The 15,416-nt window shown below is 67.1% G+C and carries 14 protein-coding genes; 9 read left to right on the forward strand and 5 right to left on the reverse strand.

Annotated elements, in window-relative coordinates; translation table 11 throughout:
• Positions 1–46: 46 nt before the first annotated feature.
• Positions 47–292, forward strand: coding sequence for a hypothetical protein (locus F5544_RS36550; protein ID WP_167477394.1), 246 nt, complete (start codon positions 47–49; stop codon positions 290–292).
• A gap of 135 nt (positions 293–427) precedes the next feature.
• Here the strand turns inward: F5544_RS36550 and F5544_RS36555 are convergent, their stop codons facing one another.
• The 3 genes from F5544_RS36555 to galK form a co-directional block, all read right to left on the reverse strand.
• Positions 428–679, reverse strand: coding sequence for a hypothetical protein (locus F5544_RS36555; RefSeq protein WP_167477395.1), 252 nt, complete (start codon positions 677–679; stop codon positions 428–430).
• Positions 680–691: 12 nt separating this feature from the next.
• A complete protein-coding gene (locus F5544_RS36560) occupies positions 692–2,401 on the reverse strand; it encodes a sodium:solute symporter family protein (protein WP_428847199.1) in 1,710 nt (569 codons plus the stop codon).
• A 188-nt stretch (positions 2,402–2,589) separates the two neighbouring features.
• Complete coding sequence (gene galK, locus F5544_RS36565; RefSeq protein WP_167477396.1) at positions 2,590–3,705, reverse strand: galactokinase; 1,116 nt, start codon at positions 3,703–3,705, stop codon at positions 2,590–2,592.
• A gap of 658 nt (positions 3,706–4,363) precedes the next feature.
• On the opposite strand from galK, the gene F5544_RS36570 reads away from it, so the two are divergent.
• Positions 4,364–5,905 (forward strand): GGDEF domain-containing protein, encoded by a 1,542-nt coding sequence (locus F5544_RS36570; RefSeq protein WP_167477397.1) that lies wholly within the window; start codon positions 4,364–4,366, stop codon positions 5,903–5,905.
• A gap of 5 nt (positions 5,906–5,910) precedes the next feature.
• Here the strand turns inward: F5544_RS36570 and F5544_RS36575 are convergent, their stop codons facing one another.
• Entirely contained in the window at positions 5,911–6,663 is a 753-nt protein-coding gene (locus F5544_RS36575) for a DUF6319 family protein (protein WP_238846842.1), read from the reverse strand.
• Between the two features lie 230 nt (positions 6,664–6,893).
• On the opposite strand from F5544_RS36575, the gene F5544_RS36580 reads away from it, so the two are divergent.
• Positions 6,894–7,301, forward strand: a complete 408-nt coding sequence (locus F5544_RS36580) for a hypothetical protein (protein ID WP_167477399.1) — start codon at positions 6,894–6,896, stop codon at positions 7,299–7,301.
• Here F5544_RS36580 and F5544_RS36585 read toward each other — a convergent pair.
• Complete coding sequence (locus tag F5544_RS36585) at positions 7,283–7,933, reverse strand: TetR/AcrR family transcriptional regulator (RefSeq protein WP_167477400.1); 651 nt, start codon at positions 7,931–7,933, stop codon at positions 7,283–7,285. The genes F5544_RS36580 and F5544_RS36585 overlap by 19 nt on opposite strands.
• 145 nt (positions 7,934–8,078) lie before the next feature.
• On the opposite strand from F5544_RS36585, the gene F5544_RS36590 reads away from it, so the two are divergent.
• The 6 genes from F5544_RS36590 to F5544_RS36615 all read left to right on the forward strand — a co-directional run bounded on the left by F5544_RS36590 (position 8,079) and on the right by F5544_RS36615 (position 15,400).
• Positions 8,079–9,440 (forward strand): flavin-containing monooxygenase, encoded by a 1,362-nt coding sequence (locus tag F5544_RS36590; protein WP_167477401.1) that lies wholly within the window; start codon positions 8,079–8,081, stop codon positions 9,438–9,440.
• An 8-nt stretch (positions 9,441–9,448) separates the two neighbouring features.
• A complete protein-coding gene (locus F5544_RS36595) occupies positions 9,449–10,594 on the forward strand; it encodes a serine hydrolase domain-containing protein (RefSeq protein ID WP_167477402.1) in 1,146 nt (381 codons plus the stop codon).
• Positions 10,594–11,634, forward strand: a complete 1,041-nt coding sequence (locus tag F5544_RS36600; RefSeq protein WP_167479713.1) for an NAD(P)-dependent alcohol dehydrogenase — start codon at positions 10,594–10,596, stop codon at positions 11,632–11,634. The genes F5544_RS36595 and F5544_RS36600 overlap by 1 nt, the downstream gene beginning before the upstream one ends.
• Before the next feature lie 101 nt (positions 11,635–11,735).
• On the forward strand, positions 11,736–13,385 hold the full coding sequence (locus F5544_RS36605; RefSeq protein ID WP_167477403.1) for a class I adenylate-forming enzyme family protein: 1,650 nt from the start codon (positions 11,736–11,738) through the stop codon (positions 13,383–13,385).
• A gap of 62 nt (positions 13,386–13,447) precedes the next feature.
• Complete coding sequence (locus F5544_RS36610; RefSeq protein WP_167477404.1) at positions 13,448–14,308, forward strand: alpha/beta fold hydrolase; 861 nt, start codon at positions 13,448–13,450, stop codon at positions 14,306–14,308.
• A gap of 66 nt (positions 14,309–14,374) precedes the next feature.
• Entirely contained in the window at positions 14,375–15,400 is a 1,026-nt protein-coding gene (locus tag F5544_RS36615) for an NAD(P)/FAD-dependent oxidoreductase (RefSeq protein WP_167477405.1), read from the forward strand.
• Positions 15,401–15,416: the final 16 nt, after the last annotated feature.

The raw sequence follows: 15,416 nt of genomic DNA on the forward strand, positions 1-15,416 counted from the left end.
ACGCGGCCTGGTCGGCACCCCGGCCCTCAACCCTTGGAGGCAACTCGTGTCCGTCGATCCGTCCTGGTTCCAGGGACCCACCGCCCAAGCTATCCGCGAGGAAGGCCGCAAGGAGGCAGCGGTGCAGCATATCCTCGAAAGCCTGGAGATTCGTGGCATCTCCATCTCAGCCGCCGACCGCTCCAAAGTCTCGGCCTGCCGAGATATTGACCTGCTCCGTGAGTGGTTCAGGCGCTCCATCACTGCCAAGACCGTCGACGACCTGTTCACCGGGATAAAGGAATCCAACTGAACACCGACGACATGTTCCAATATTGAACTAGCAATTTACTACTGAGAAGATCGCCGATATCTTGTAAATCTCCGATGACTTGCCGCCGAGCCGAATTCTGCTCATAACTGCCGAATTCAGCTCGGCGGCAAGCTTTTACGCGACGTCGTCCGAATCCTCCTCGGCGGGTGGGGTTTCGGGTTCGGGTGGGACTACCGGGCGGAGCAGGGTCCAGGCCAGGAAGACCAGGGCGACGGCGATCATGGCGAGGCCGGACCAGAGGTTGATATCGACGCCGCCGGTTTTGGCTTTTTCCTTGGCGGCGTCGGAGAGCAGGTCGGTGATGACGAGGATGATGCCGTAGAGGCCGAGGAGGGCGGCGACGATGGTGCGGATGTCGAAAAGCATTGGCGGATCCCCTTATCCGACGAAGATGTTGAGGGCGATGACCAGGACGAGGGCGATGCCGGCGAGCAGAACGGGCCGCTGATACCAGGGCAGCGTTTCGGCCTCCGGGTCGGTGCGCTGGGATTTCGGGGTTTCGGAGTAGACGAGGCCGACGAGTTCGGCGGCCGGTTTCGGGGTGCTCACCTGTGTGACGAGCACGCTCACCACGATATCGACCACGAATGCGACACCCGCCGCGACGAAACTGGAACCCTGCCCGGACAGGTGGAACACATCCGCCCTGTGCAGGACGAAAACGATGATGGCCGAACCGGTTCCGCTGATCAGGCCGATCCAACCGGCCGCGGGCGTCATCTTCTTCCAGAACATGCCGAGGATGAAGGTGGCGAAAAGGGGCGCGTTGAAGAAGCTGAACAGCGTTTGCAGGTAGTCCATCATGTTCTGAAATTCCGACGCGATGAAGGAGGTCAGGATCGCGACCGTGGTCGCGCCGACGGTGGCGAGCCGCCCGACCGTCAGGTAGTAGCCGTCGGGCCGGTCCTTCTTGACGTACTGCTGCCACAGGTCGTAGCTGAAAACCGTATTGAACGCGGAGATATTGGCGGCCATCCCGGCCATGAACGCGGCGAGCAGACCGGCGAGCCCGACGCCGAGCAAACCGTTCGGCAGCACATCCTTCATCAGATAGAGCAGCGCCTGGTTGTAGGTGGTGTCACCGGTTTTCCCGCCGGCCGATTCCGCGGCCTTGTACTCGATCATCTGCGGCACCAGCGCGGCGCTGATCATGCCGGGAATCACCACGATCAACGGTATGAACATCTTCGGGTAGGCGCCGATGATCGGGGTGCGGCGGGCCGCCGAGATCGAATGGGTCGCCATGGCCCGCTGCACCTCGACGAAGTTGGTGGTCCAGTACCCGAAGGACAGTACGAATCCGAGCCCGAACACAATCCCGATCACCGAAAGGAAATTATTGGAGAATCCGCTGAGCGCATTACCCGGCCACGACTCCAGTTGCGCGGACCCGCCCGGCGAGTGAGTCACCTTGTCGCGCAAGCCGTCCCAGCCGCCGATCTTGTGCAGACCCACCAGGGTGAGCGGCAGCAGCGCGGCGACGATGACGAAGAACTGCAGCACCTCGTTGTAGATGGCGGCCGAGAGTCCGCCGAGGGTGATATAGGACAGCACGATCACCGCGGCGACGATCACCGACACCCACAGCGGCCAGCCGAGCAGCACGTTCACGATCGATCCGAGCAGGTACAGATTCACGCCCGCGATGAGGACCTGCGCGATGGCGAAGCTCAACGCGTTCACCAGATGCGCGCCGGTGCCGAACCGCCTGCGCATGAACTCGGGCACGCTGCGCACCTTGGAGCCGTAATAGAACGGCATCATCACCACGCCGAGGAACAGCATGGCGGGCACCGCGCCGATCCAGAAGTAATGGAAGGTCGGGAAGCCGTATTGGGCGCCGTTGGCGGACATGCCCATGATCTCGACCGCGCCGAGGTTGGCGGAGATGAAGGCGAGACCGGTCACCCAGGCGGGAAGTGACCTGCCGGAAAGGAAGAAGTCGATACTCGACGAGACCCGCTGCCTGGCCAGCAGACCGATGCCGATTACGAAGACGAAATACAGTGCGACCAGGGCATAGTCGACCGGCGCCGCATCCAGCCGCAGGGTGGACTGGGCGAGCAGGGGTGAATCGGCAAGCGGCACAGGGGCGTCGAGCCCGATGAAGTCGGCGGGGCGGGTGAGCACAGCTTTCCTCCTGGATCCTCCGGGGGTACCGCGGTGCGGCGGCAGCGACCGCACGACCGCGCGCTACCGCTCACTGTGCGTGATTGTGCCGCAACGAGGAGGCGAAATCGGGCATTGAACCCGACCGTTTCGATCGATTCGCCGATTCAATCGATCCGGTGCGCACCCGCTGACGGGACGACCACGAACGTGCGCGGTTCTTCGAAACCGTTGCGTGCGAACGCTTCTCGTATCGATGAAGCGACGGTCGCGGTTCGTTCGCGGTCGGTGAGCGCGATGGCGCTGCCGCCGAATCCGCCGCCGACCATGCGCGCGCCGTGCGCGCCCGCGGCGAGTGCGGTGGCGACCGCGGTGTCCAGGGCGGGCGTAGACACCTCGAAATCGTCGCGCAGCGAGTCGTGCGTCGCGGTCAGCAGCGGCCCGATCTCGCGCGGATCCGCACCGGCGCGCAGCTTTTCGACGACCGCGAGCACCCGCCGGTTCTCGCCGACCACGTGCCGGGCGCGCCGCCGCAGCACCGGATCGCCGATCCGCTCGACGGCGGCCGGATCGGCATCGCGCAGTGCGGGCACCCCGAGTGCGGCAGCAGCGGCCTCGCACTGCGCCCGCCGCTCGGCGTATCCGCCGTCCACCAGACGATGCGGCTGTCCCGTATCGATCACCAGCAGCTCGAGACCGAATCGGGCGAGGTCGAAGGGGATCTGCTGGTACGCGGATCCGGTTTCGGCGCCGGCGAATCGGCGCACGTCGAGGAATAGCGCATGCCCGGCCGTGCACAGGATCGCGGCCGACTGGTCGAGCACGCCGGTCGGCGCGCCCGCGTAGTCGTTCTCGGCGGCGCGCGCCATATCGATCAGCTCGCGGTCGGACAGCTTGGGCGCGAACAGATCTCGCAGCGCGATCGCCACCGAACAGGACAGCGCGGCCGATGACGACAGACCCGCTCCGATCGGCACCGCACCGTCGAGCATGAGTTCCACCCCGGCGATCGGCAGGCCGCGCCGCACGAATTCGGCGACGACGCCGAGCGGATACCGTGCCCAATCGGGCAGCCGGTCGCGTTGCGCGGCCAATTCGGTGAGCGCGGCCCGAACCGGCGCTCCGGGCCGCTGGCGCGAACTCACTTGAGCGAAGCCGTCGCTGGTCGCCTCGGCGGCACACCTCACCACCAGCGGCAACGCGATAGGCAACACGTAGCCGTCGCTGTAATCGGTGTGTTCACCGATGATGTTGACCCGCCCTGGCGCCACCCATGTCTGCACCGGCCCACCCTACGAGAGCCGCTGATGACCCGAGACATGCCGCGCCAGCACGACTTTCGGTAAACGACCGACCGGCCGGACCGCCGCAGAATTAACCGCAAGATCAACCTGCAAAACGGGGTTCCGCAATCGGGTGGGCAACTATGATTCACACCACCGCGCGCAGCGGCCTGATGGCAACCCGCGCACCGGTTTTCCGCCATACCGGACGCCCGGATCGCGGCAGCTCACTCGACCGCGCTCGACGTGGATTCGGCACGTCCGGAAAGGTGGGTGAACTCGACTTGATTCGACTGCGCACCAGCGTAACTCACCGCGCCGTGCCCGCACCCCGCGCGACGCGCTACCCTGAGCATACGGCCCGCAATGCGATTCACTGCGCGGGTCGCATCCCTGTTGCGCCGAGCGCGGGACAGGGGACGGCTGTTCGTGCCATGATCAGATCAGTTGTCCAGTTTTCCGTGGCCGAACGAGCCGCGTCCGATCGGAACATCCGCTCGGACAACAACGCTCGGTTCTCATCGGCCCGCACGGTTCGATCGGCGCCTGATGAGCAATCGAATGTCGAAGTCGCAGTGACGGATTCACAGATGTACTACACAGCACAGATGTCCTACACAGCGCGGTGCACAGGGGACGGAGCGACCGAGGGGGGCTGATGACAGAGACCGAAAGCGAGCCGACGAGCCTGCCGAACATCGGAAGACGATGCTACGCACTGCTTCTGGGGGGAAGCGCGGCCGCGATCGGACTCGAGCTGTTCGCCGCGTCGCCGCTGGTCTCGCTGCTGACGACGCTCGCGGTACTCGGCGCCATGCTGACCATGATCGCGATCGGCGTGCGGCGGCACCGGCCCGCGCGGCCGCTGCCGTGGTGCCTGCTTCCGGTCGCGGCGCTTTCACTCGCCACCGGAACGGTGTTGCGCGACACCGGCGGTCATGCCGTACACCTGCTCGACGACGCGTTCACCCTCGGCGGATACGCCGGATTCGGCCTGGCCGCGCTGATCTGGCTGCGGCCGCGCCAGGTGCGCGGCAACTACGACATGCTGCTGGATTCCGCGCTGATCGGGCTCAGCGCGCTGCTCGCCTCCTGGACCTTCCTCATCTCACCGATCCTGCGCACGCATGCGACAACGCTGTCCACCGTGGTCGCGGCCGTCTATCCGGTGTGCGACGCGCTGCTGCTGACGCTGATCGCGCATTCGGTCGCCACCTCGGCCCGTTCGGAGACCTCGCTGCGCCTGCTGCACCTCGGCCTGTTCGCGGTGCTGGTCGGCGATTTCGGCTCCAGCCTGGAAACCGTTGGCACCGCGGTGATCCGGAAGGAGCTGCTACTAGCCCCGCTGCTGCTCGCGTACACGGTGGTCGGTTTGGCCGCACTGCATCCGACGATGAATGCCCTCGGCGAGCCGCGGCGCATCCACCCGCATCGTTCCCGGCAGCGGGCGAGCGTCATCGCGGTCGCGCTGATCGTGGCCTCGCTGGTGCCTGTGGTCGGCGCGCGCCTGGCTCCGCTGGACCGGGTGGTGGTGTCGACGCTGTTCGCGCTGTTGTTGATCGGTGTGCTGGTGCGCAGCGAACGGGCGATCGCGCGCAGCGCCCGCAGCGAGCGCCGCGCGCAGTATCAGGCCGACCACGACATGCTGACCGGACTGCTGAACCGGTCGGCCCTGCTGCGCGCGCTCAACCGGCACCGCGAGCCGTGGCGGACGACGGAAGAGCCCGGCGCCGATCAGCCGCTGTGCCTGCTGTTCATCGACCTCGACGGGTTCAAGATGGTCAACGACAGCTACGGGCATGCGGTCGGTGACGAGCTGATCGCCAACGCGGCCTCCAGGATTCGGCGGGTGATCCAGCGCGACGCGATGGTATCCCGGTACGGCGGTGACGAATTCGTCGTGCTCGCGCCGCTGGATCGGCCGGGGGCGGCGCTGCTTGCCGAACGGTTGCTCGCCGCCTTCGTGCGACCGTTCGAACTCAGCGCGGGCGAAATCCCGATCACCGCCAGCATCGGCCTCGCCTGTGGCAGCCCGCGCAGCTCGGACGCCACCGTCTACGACCTGATCCGGGACGCGGATTCGGCCATGTATCACGCGAAGGAGTTTTCGCTCGGCTACTCCTTCCACGAGGACATCAGACACGCCCCGCCGACCGCCGACTCCGGGCGCCGCATCTGGCGCCGGGAGACGGCGGTCTGAACCGCTCAGTCGTCGAGTTCGTCGAGCAGTTTGCGCGCCGCCTCCAATTCGGCCTGCAGCTGTTCCACTTTCGCGCGCTGGGCGCCGCGCGCGGCCTCCAGCACGCCCGAAACCACATCGGCCACTTCCGGATGCAGCAGTTTGGCCGCCTGGGCCACCGCGGAACCCTGCACGGCAAGTCCGCGCACGGCCCGCTTCTTACCGCTCACCACATCGACGGACCATTCGCCGTCGGCGGTGCCGGTGAGGGTAATGGTCACCTCCGGCGTCTTCGCCTTGGCGGCGCGTGCGGCGGGCGCCTTCGCCGCCTTGGCGGCCGGCTTCGGGGCGGCCTTCTCGTCTGCCGGATCTGGCTGTGCCGGAACGGGTTTCGGCACGATCGGCGGGGTGTCCAGATCCGGGCGGACCTGGCTCTCGATGGGCGTGCTCGGCAGGGTCGACGGCTGGGTCACGGTGGATTCCTTCCTTGTTGTCGACTTCGGCTGGGCTGTGGATTGCTGTGCTTTCGATGCGCCTGCCTTCGGCGCGGCCGCCCGCGGCGGCTTGGTCAACGTCACTTCGGTCGGAGAAAAGGACAGTACATCCTTCGAGCCGGTCGGCCGCACCTGCAGGAAGTCGCCGTCGGACGGGTCGCCGAGCGCGATCACCTTGCCGGAGCGGCCCTCCGGGACCCCGACCGCTGCCGCGGTGAACCACACCATGGGTGGGCGGCCATCGGCGATTTGCGTGGCGATCTGCTGAATCTCTGTGTCGGACAACGGGCGTGGCTTCGTTCTTGGCGACGGCATGGGGCACTCCGAGCGGTTTTCGTTGCGGTTTCGTTCGATGGCTGCGTGCACCGATGATGCCGCAAGGCACCGACACTTTCACCGACTGGGAGGCCGATCGATGTTCGTGACCGGCAGTCGCGCGCGTTTACCCACAAGTCAGCGAACTATCCGCTACATTCCTCGCCGATCCACTTCGACAAATCGCGAGGAGGAGTTCGATGCGTCTGTTCCGCCGTGCCGTCGCCGTCTCGGTGATCGCCGTCCCCGCGCTGACCGGTACGGCGGGCTGCGTCCTACATCAGGTCCGGGCCGACGTGCCGCGCTCCGGCACCACCGCGGTGCTGAACTGCGTATCCCGGGCCAGGGTTCGCCCGGCGGACATCCCGATCACCTGCGCCGATCCCAACCATTTCATCACCGGGATCACCTGGGACAGCTGGGATGACGCGTCCGCGCACGGCCGCGGCACCGACGACCGGAACCTGTGCGTCCCGGACTGCGCGGCCGACAAACGCCAGGCCGTCGAGGTCGAACTGGATCTGAGCAACCCGATCAACGGGGTGTTCACCCTCGTCACCATCACGGGCCCCTATGGCAAACAGGGGCATTACGCGCTGCCCGGCTGATCTCGCGGCGACTGCAACGCCGGATACCAGATATCGCCGAGCACCTCGGCGGCCTGTTCGGCGGTGACGTCGATGGTGCCCTGCATGGCCCAACGGGTGAAGAACCGTTCCAACTGGGCCACCAGCAATTCCACCCGCAGCCGTGCCTCGTCCCGGCGCGCCTCGGGCCAGCGGGACAGGTATGAGGTCATGGATTCGGGCAGGGACATGATGCCGCGGCGGGCGATCTCGCGGAATTCCGGTTCCAGTGCCGTCGCCTCGTCCCAGGCGGGCAGCAGGTCCTTGTATTCGTGGAACCAGGCGATGGCGCGGGTCATCCAGGCGACGAATTCGGCGCGGGAGCCGGTGTCGAGCACCCGGTCCAGGTCCTGGTAGAAGTGCCGCGCGCTGGGCGCGGTGCCCTCTTCGGCCACCGCCCGCAACACCTCCAGCTTGCTGGTGAAATGCAGGTAGAAGGTGGCGCGGCTGGCGCCGGCCGCCGCGGCGATCTCGTCCACCCGCACCGCCGCGTAGCCGCGGGCGGTGAACAGTTCCTTGGCGGCATCCAGCAGCCGGGCCCTGGTCTGCGATTTCTGCTCATCGCGCAGCGTCGGCGTCTGCCGCGCATTCGGGGCCTTCACGGGCAGCCTCATTTCTCGTCGACGAAAAGCGTTGCCGTCCTGCGGCTTCCGGTGCACAAGTCTATGACTCAACCTTCGATAGACACAATGCCAGTCACTAGACATACAGTCTATCGACTGCTATTTTGTTGCCCAAGTCACAGACGAGGACAACCGCATGACTTCACACGCACTCCCCCGGGTCGCCGTCATCGGCGCGGGACCGTCCGGGATCACCACCGCGAAACGCCTGCGGGATCACGGAATTCCGTTCGACTGCTTCGAGGCCTCCGACGAGGTCGGCGGCAACTGGTATTTCAAGAATCCGAACGGCATGTCGGCCTGCTACCAGTCGCTGCACATCGATACGAGCAAGTGGCGCTTGGCCTTCGAGGACTATCCGGTGCCCGCGTCGTGGCCGGACTTCCCGCATCACTCCCAGCTGTTCCGGTATTTCCGGGACTATGTCGACCATTTCGGCCTGCGCGACCGAATCCTGTTCAACACCAAGGTTGTTCACGCCGAACGCGGGTCCGGCGGCGGCTGGCTGGTGCACACCGCCGACGGGACGTCCCGCGACTACGACGCGCTGATCGTGGCGAACGGACACCACTGGGATCCCCGGATACCGGACTATCCGGGCGAATTCGACGGCGTGCTGCTGCACAGCCACGCCTACAACGACCCGTTCGACCCCGTCGATATGCGCGGCAAGCGCATCGTCGTGGTCGGCATGGGCAATTCCGGGTTGGATATCGCCTCGGAACTGTCACAGCGGTTCGTCGCCGCGAAGCTGACCGTATCGGCGCGGCGCGGGGTATGGGTGTTGCCGAAGTACGTCAACGGCCGGGTCGGTGACAAACAGAGTGTGCCGCAGTGGATTCCGCGCAGGGTTGCGCTGCGGCTCAAGCAGCGGTTCGTCCGGAAATTCCGCGGCGAGATGGAGTTCTACGGTCTGCCGAAACCGGATCATCGCCCGTTCGAGGCGCATCCGTCGGCCAGCGAGGAATTTCTGCACCGGGCGGGTTGCGGCGATATCGCGTTCAAACCGGCCATCACGGCGCTGGAGGGGCCGCTGGTGCGCTTCGCCGACGGCAGCGCCGAGGCGGTGGACGTGATCGTCTGCGCCACCGGGTACCGCATCAGCTTCCCGTTCTTCACCGACCCGAATCTGTTGCCGGACAACGAGAATCGCTTTCCGCTGTTCAAGCAGATGGTGAAGCCCGGATATCCGGACCTGTTCTTCATGGGGCTGGCCCAGCCGCTGCCGACGCTGGTGAACTTCGCCGAGCAGCAGAGTAAGTTCGTCGCCGCCTATCTCACGGGAAAGTACCGGCTGCCCACCGACGCCGAGATGACCGCCGCCATCCGGGCCGCCGAAAACCGCCGTATCGGACGGTATTACGACTCGCCGCGACATACCATCCAAACGGAATTCGAACCGTATGTGCGGGATCTGAAGCGGGAGTTGGCCCGCGGCGCGAAACGCGCCGCCGCGGCCGGATACGCCCTACCCGTGCCCGCGCTGGCCAGAGTATGAGGTCCGCGATGTCTGTCGAGGGTTACTGTGCCGACGAATTCACCGGCGTGCGAACGGAATTGGCGGGTCAGCTGGCATCGGGCGCGGAGGTGGGCGCATCGGTCTGCGTGACGGTGGACGGCGAGCGCGTCGTCGATCTGTGGGGTGGGCACCGCGACCGGGAACGCACCGAGCCGTGGACCGCGGATACGCTCACCAACGTCTTCTCCATCACCAAGACCATGACGGCACTCTGCGCGCTGCTGCTCGTCGACCGCGGTGAGCTGGACGTGCGTCAGAAGGTGGCGCACTACTGGCCCGAATTCGCCGCGAACGGCAAGGGCGGTATCGAGATCCGGCATCTGTTGAGCCACACCTCAGGTGTGTCCGGCTGGCAGCCGCCGATCGCGCTCGCCGATATCTACGACACCGCGGCCGCCGCGGCCCGGCTCGCCGCGCAACCGCCGTGGTGGGAGCCCGGCACGGCGTCCGGATATCACGCGCTCAACTACGGCCATCTCATCGGCACGGTGATCGAGCGGATCACCGGACGCTCGCTGGGCCGATTCTTCGCCGAGGAGTTGGCCAGGCCGCTCGGCGCCGACTTCCACATCGGCACCGGGCCCGAATATCGGCACCGCATCGCGCCGCTGATCCCGCCGCCGACACCGGAATTCGATCTTTCGGCGCTCGACCAGGACAGCGTCCTGGTCAAAACGCTCACCTGCCCGCTGCTCGACGTGGCCGAAACCGCGACGCCCGCATGGCAGCAGGCCGAGAACGGCGCGGTGAACGGGCACGGCAACGCCAGATCGGTGGCGCGGGTGCAGTCCGTGATCTCCTGCGGCGGTGTGCTCGACGGACGAAAATTCCTGTCGGACAAGACGATCGACCTGATTTTCGAGGAGCAGTCCAACGGTGTCGACCTGGCGCTGCTGCTGCCGCTGCGCTTCGGCATCGGCTACGGATTGCCACAGCCGCAGACCGCGCCCGCGGTGCCGGACGGGCGGGTCTGCTGGTGGGCGGGCTACGGCGGCGCCATGGTGGTCAACGATCTGGACCGGCGAATCACCTTCGCCTACACCATGAATCGGATGGAACCCGGACTCGTCGGGTCGGCGCGGGCGGATGCGTATCTGCGGGCCACCCTCGCCGCGGCCGAGGCGGCGGCATGATGCGCGCGCTGCAATTGACCGCACCCGGCACCCTAGAGCTGCGCGAGGTTCCGGTGCCCGAGATCGGCCCGGCCGACCTGTTGCTGCGGGTGGGCGCGGCGGGGATCTGTCATTCGGATCTGTATGCGCTGGGACTGCCGGTCCGGATGCGCGATGACCCACTCACCCTCGGTCACGAGGTGGCGGGCACCATTGATGCGGTGGGCAGCGCCGTCACCGGACGGACCGTCGGCGAGCGCGGGCTGGTGTACCTGTGCTGGTCCTGCGGACAGTGCCGGGAATGCGTGGGCGGCAACGAGAACGTCTGCCTTGCCGCCGGACGCGGTGCGATGCCGCCGTGCCCCGGCCTCGGTCCCGACGGCGGTATGGCGGAATACATTCGGATTCCGGCGAATTCGTTCGTGCCGATCGGCGACCTGGACTTCCCGCAGGCCGCCCCGCTGGCGGACGCGGCACTGACCAGCTACCACGCCATCGAGGGTGCGCGCGAACAGCTGCGGCCCGGGTCGACGGCCGTGGTCATCGGCATCGGCGGGCTCGGACATGTTGCGGTGCAGATACTTTCGGCCACCACCACAGCCAGGATCATCGCGGTGGATGTCGACGCGAAGAAGCTGTTCCTCGCCGCGAACTACGGCGCGGACGAATGTGTGCGCAGCGATGCCGACGCCGTGCGATACATCCTGGACCGCACCGATGGTCGTGGCGCGGAGGCGGTATTCGACTTCGTCGGCGTCGACGCGACGGTGCGGCTCGCGGTGGAATCGGTTGCGCCCAACGGTGCTTACCGGATGGTCGGGCTGGGCGGGGGCGTCTCCGAGATCGCAGCGGTCCCGGCGGGCGGACCCGGTCTACCGTGGGGTGCGACGGTGCGGAAGTCCTACGGCGGCACCAAATCCGATCTCGTCGAAGCGGTCGCGCTCGCGCGGGCGGGCAAGATCACCGTCGAGGTCGAGCAATTCGATCTGGCCGACGGGCCCGCCGCATTCGAACGCCTGGAGCGCGGGGAGATCACCGGCCGTGCGGTGTTGATCCCATGACGAGCGGCGCCGGTGATGCCGATATGACGCGGAAATTGCCCGGCGACCGAATGCGAACGGTAGGACGGTTAAGCGATACCGGTGTGGCAAGGAGTTCGACGATGACGAAACAGGTTGATCTGCAAGCACTCACCGCCGAGGTGGCGGGCAGGCTCACCGGGCCCGGCGGCCCGTTCGAGTTGACCGTCGAAGAGGTGCTCGGCGCGCCGACCCCGCTCATGCGCAACCGGCGGCGTTCGCTCACCGAGGTCCTTCGAGCCTCGCTGACTTGGGGCGACAACGACTACCTGGTGACCGAGGACCGCCGCATCTCCTTCACCGAGCACGTCGCGGCCGTGGCGGCGCTGGCCACCGGGCTGCGCGACCGGTACGGCATCGAAAAGGGCGACCGCATCGGCATTCTCGCCGCCAATACGCCCGAGTGGGTGCTGGCCTTCTGGGCGGCGCAGACGCTCGGCGCGATCGCCGTCGGCTACAACGCCTGGTGGGCGCCGCGCGAAATCGCATACGGCATCGGACATACCGAGCCCGCGGTGTTGGTCGTCGACACCAAGCGCGCCGCACTCCTCGCGAAGCTGGAAACGCGGATTCCGGTGCTCACCATGGAGCACGATATTCCCAGGCTCATCGCCGAGTACACCGGCGCCGAACTGCCGGAAACGCCGGTGGCCGAGGATGATCCGGCCGTCGTCATGTACACCAGCGGCACCAGCGGACGTCCGAAGGGTGCGGTGCATTCCCAGCGAAATCTGTTGGCGGTGGTCGAATATCACCGCTTCAACGATGCGCTGGCCGCGGGTATGGCCGGCCGCACCGAACTGCCGAGCGGCAGGCGCTACCTGCTCACCTCGCCGCTGTTCCACATCGCCAGCCTGCACAACGGGGTGGTGCCACGGGTGTTGAGCGGTGACGCGGCCGTGCTGTATCAGGGTGCGTTCGACGCGGATCGGGTGCTCGGGCTGATCGAGCGGGAGCGGATCACGCACTGGGGCGCGATGCCTACCATGGCCACCCGGCTGCTCGGCGCGGACCTCGACCGCTACGACCTGTCGTCGATGGCCGCGATGTCGCTGAACTCGGCGCCGTCCTCGGCGGCGTTGCAGCGGCGGCTGCGCGAGCGAATTCCGGTGGCGCGCACCGTGCTCGTCACCAGCTACGGCATGACCGAATGCAGTACCGCGGCCACCATCACCAGTCCGGCGGAGCTGGCCGCCTTCCCGGATACCGTCGGGCGTCCGGTGATCGGCGCGACCGTGCAGATCCGCGACGAGCACGGCGAACCGGCGCCGGACGGCGTCGAGGGCGAGATCTGGGTGCGCGGCCCGTATGTCATGCTCGGCTACTGGAACGATCCGGCCGCGACCGCCGCGGCGATCACCCCCGACCGCTGGCTGCGCACCGGCGATATCGGCATCATCGCCGACGGCAGGCTGCGGCTGTCCGGCCGCCGCTCGGATCTCATCCTGCGCGGCGGGGAGAACGTCTACCCGGTCGAGATCGAACAGGTGCTGGAGGATCATCCGGCGGTGCACGAATGCGCGGTGATCGGCGTGCCCGACGACGATCTGGGCCAGCTGGTGGCCGCCCTGGTCGTCGTCGAGAACGAATCCGCGACCACCGAGTCCGAGCTGCGCGAATTCACCGCCGAGCGACTGGCCTACTACAAGGTGCCTGCCCGCTGGCGCCTCACCACCACCCCGCTGACCAGGAACGCCACCGGGAAGGTGGTGCGCACGGCGATCGAGGTTTGACAGCGCGGGCTACCGTGGTGGTGCGGGCGTCTCAAAGTCGAACGCCGGCGAGGGGAGCCATCGTGCCGATATTTCATCATCGCGGCCGCGCCGTCGTCTACGACCGATGGGGCGACGGGCCACCGCTCGTCCTACTGCACAACGCGGGGACCCAGCGGCACATCTGGGACGATCAGGTCACCGTGCTGCGCCGCTCCTATGAGGTGTTCGCGCTGGATCTGCCCGGCTACGGCGAATCGGAGCGGCCCGCCGACGGCTACCGGCTGACCGATTACGCGCGGCTGCTGGAGGCATTCCTCGCGGCGGGCGGCCATACCGATGTGGTGCTGATCGGTAACTGTCTCGGCGCGGCCACCTCGCTGCGCTACGCGATGACCCACCCGGACAACGTGCGGGCGCTGGTGCTGATCAACCCGCTCACCTGGAATACCGTGTCCGGCGGCCGTTGTGGGCCACTGGCCTGGGCCGACGCCCGGCTGCCGCTCGGACCGCTGGCCGACCGGCTCGCTCTGCCCGGTCCGGTTGTCTCGCGAATCATCAACGAGCAGTTGGGTGTTCGCGGCAGGCAGCGCGGGCTGCGACATTCGCCGCGGCTCACCGCGCACTGGGGCGATCGCGGGCGGCTGCGCGCGCTGCACGGGCTGGTACAGGATTTCCCGAACTATCGCGAGCTCGACACCTTCACTCCCACAGCGGATTTTCCGCCGCGCTGCATGATCTGGGGTAAGCAGAACCGCATCCTCTCGGCCGCGGCCGGTGCGCGCCTGGCGGATACGCTGCGCCCGCAGTCCAGCGCGGTGCTGTCGGATTGCGGCCATCTGCCGATGGTGGAGGATCCCGAGCGAATCACCGGCCTGATCACCGAATTCCTCGGTTCGGCCGCGGTACGGCCGTATCGGGAGGCCGGACCGCTGGCCCGCTGAACCGGCGTTCCCGGAAACGGCAACAAACCTCGACGGTTTCGCCCACCCCGACGCACTCTCGCTGCCATGAGATCGAACGAGACGAACGGCGAAGTGTGGGACGCGGTGCTCATCGGCGGTGGCGCCGCCGGATTGAGCGCGGCCGTCGCCCTCGGCCGGGCTGGGCGCAAAATCGTTGTGGTGGACGATGATTCACCGCGTAACGCACCGGCCGAACAGGTGCACGCCTTCCTCACCCGCGACGGCATGCCGCCCGCCGAACTATTGCTGCTCGGCCGGGCCGAGGCGTCGGGCTACGGCGCGAAACTGCTCGACGGCCGCGCGATATCGCTGAGCTGGCGTGGCGAAGAGCCCGGTTTCGTGATCGGGCTCGACGACGGCGCCGATCTGGTGACGCGCGCGGTGCTGGTGAGCACCGGCCTGCGCGACGAACTGCCCGACATCCCCGGCCTGCGCGAACGCTGGGGCAAGGATGTACTGCACTGCCCGTACTGCCACGGATTCGAGGTCCGCGACCAACCGATCGGTCTGCTCGGTGGCGGCGATCCGGATCTTTCCGTGGCACACGCCCAGCTGATCCGGCAGTGGTCGAACGATCTGGTCTACTTCCCCGGCGGCCTCGAGCTGACCGGAGAGCATCGGAATTCGCTGGCGGCCCGCGATATCCGGGTCGTCGACGGCGAGGTGGCACGGGTGGTCACCGTCGAGGACCGGCTGCGCGGGCTGGAACTCACCGATGGGCGGGCGGTGCCGAGGCGGGCGCTGTTCGTCACGCCGCGGATGACCCCGCACGACGAACTGCTGCGCGCGATCGGCTGCGATATCGACGAAACCGGTTATGTCACAGTCGATTCCCTCGGCGCGACCAGCGTGCCCGGCGTATTCGCCGCCGGCAACGTCGCCGATTTCTTCGCCCAGGTGATCAATGCGGCGGCCGCCGGGAACGCCGCGGGCGCGGGGATCAACCGCTATCTGGTGGAACTGGACGTCGCCGCGGCCCGCGCGAAATTCCGCCCCGAGCAGCCCTTCTCGGCGGCTCTGGAGCAACTCGCGCATCGGGTGCTGCACGGCGACGACGGCCACGGGCTGTAATCCGGCTATAGGGGCG

It is taken from the genome of Nocardia arthritidis (assembly GCF_011801145.1).
GTDB lineage: Bacteria > Actinomycetota > Actinomycetes > Mycobacteriales > Mycobacteriaceae > Nocardia > Nocardia arthritidis_A.

Coding starts and splice junctions, on each gene's coding strand:
- F5544_RS36580 (WP_167477399.1), top strand. CDS start 6,894: ATGCGTCTGTTCCGCCGTGCCGTCGCCGTCTCGGTGATCGCCGTCCCC.
- F5544_RS36605 (WP_167477403.1), top strand. CDS start 11,736: ATGACGAAACAGGTTGATCTGCAAGCACTCACCGCCGAGGTGGCGGGC.
- F5544_RS36570 (WP_167477397.1), top strand. CDS start 4,364: ATGACAGAGACCGAAAGCGAGCCGACGAGCCTGCCGAACATCGGAAGA.
- F5544_RS36585 (WP_167477400.1), bottom strand. CDS start 7,933: ATGAGGCTGCCCGTGAAGGCCCCGAATGCGCGGCAGACGCCGACGCTG.
- F5544_RS36615 (WP_167477405.1), top strand. CDS start 14,375: ATGAGATCGAACGAGACGAACGGCGAAGTGTGGGACGCGGTGCTCATC.
- F5544_RS36555 (WP_167477395.1), bottom strand. CDS start 679: ATGCTTTTCGACATCCGCACCATCGTCGCCGCCCTCCTCGGCCTCTAC.
- F5544_RS36590 (WP_167477401.1), top strand. CDS start 8,079: ATGACTTCACACGCACTCCCCCGGGTCGCCGTCATCGGCGCGGGACCG.
- F5544_RS36600 (WP_167479713.1), top strand. CDS start 10,594: ATGCGCGCGCTGCAATTGACCGCACCCGGCACCCTAGAGCTGCGCGAG.
- F5544_RS36595 (WP_167477402.1), top strand. CDS start 9,449: ATGTCTGTCGAGGGTTACTGTGCCGACGAATTCACCGGCGTGCGAACG.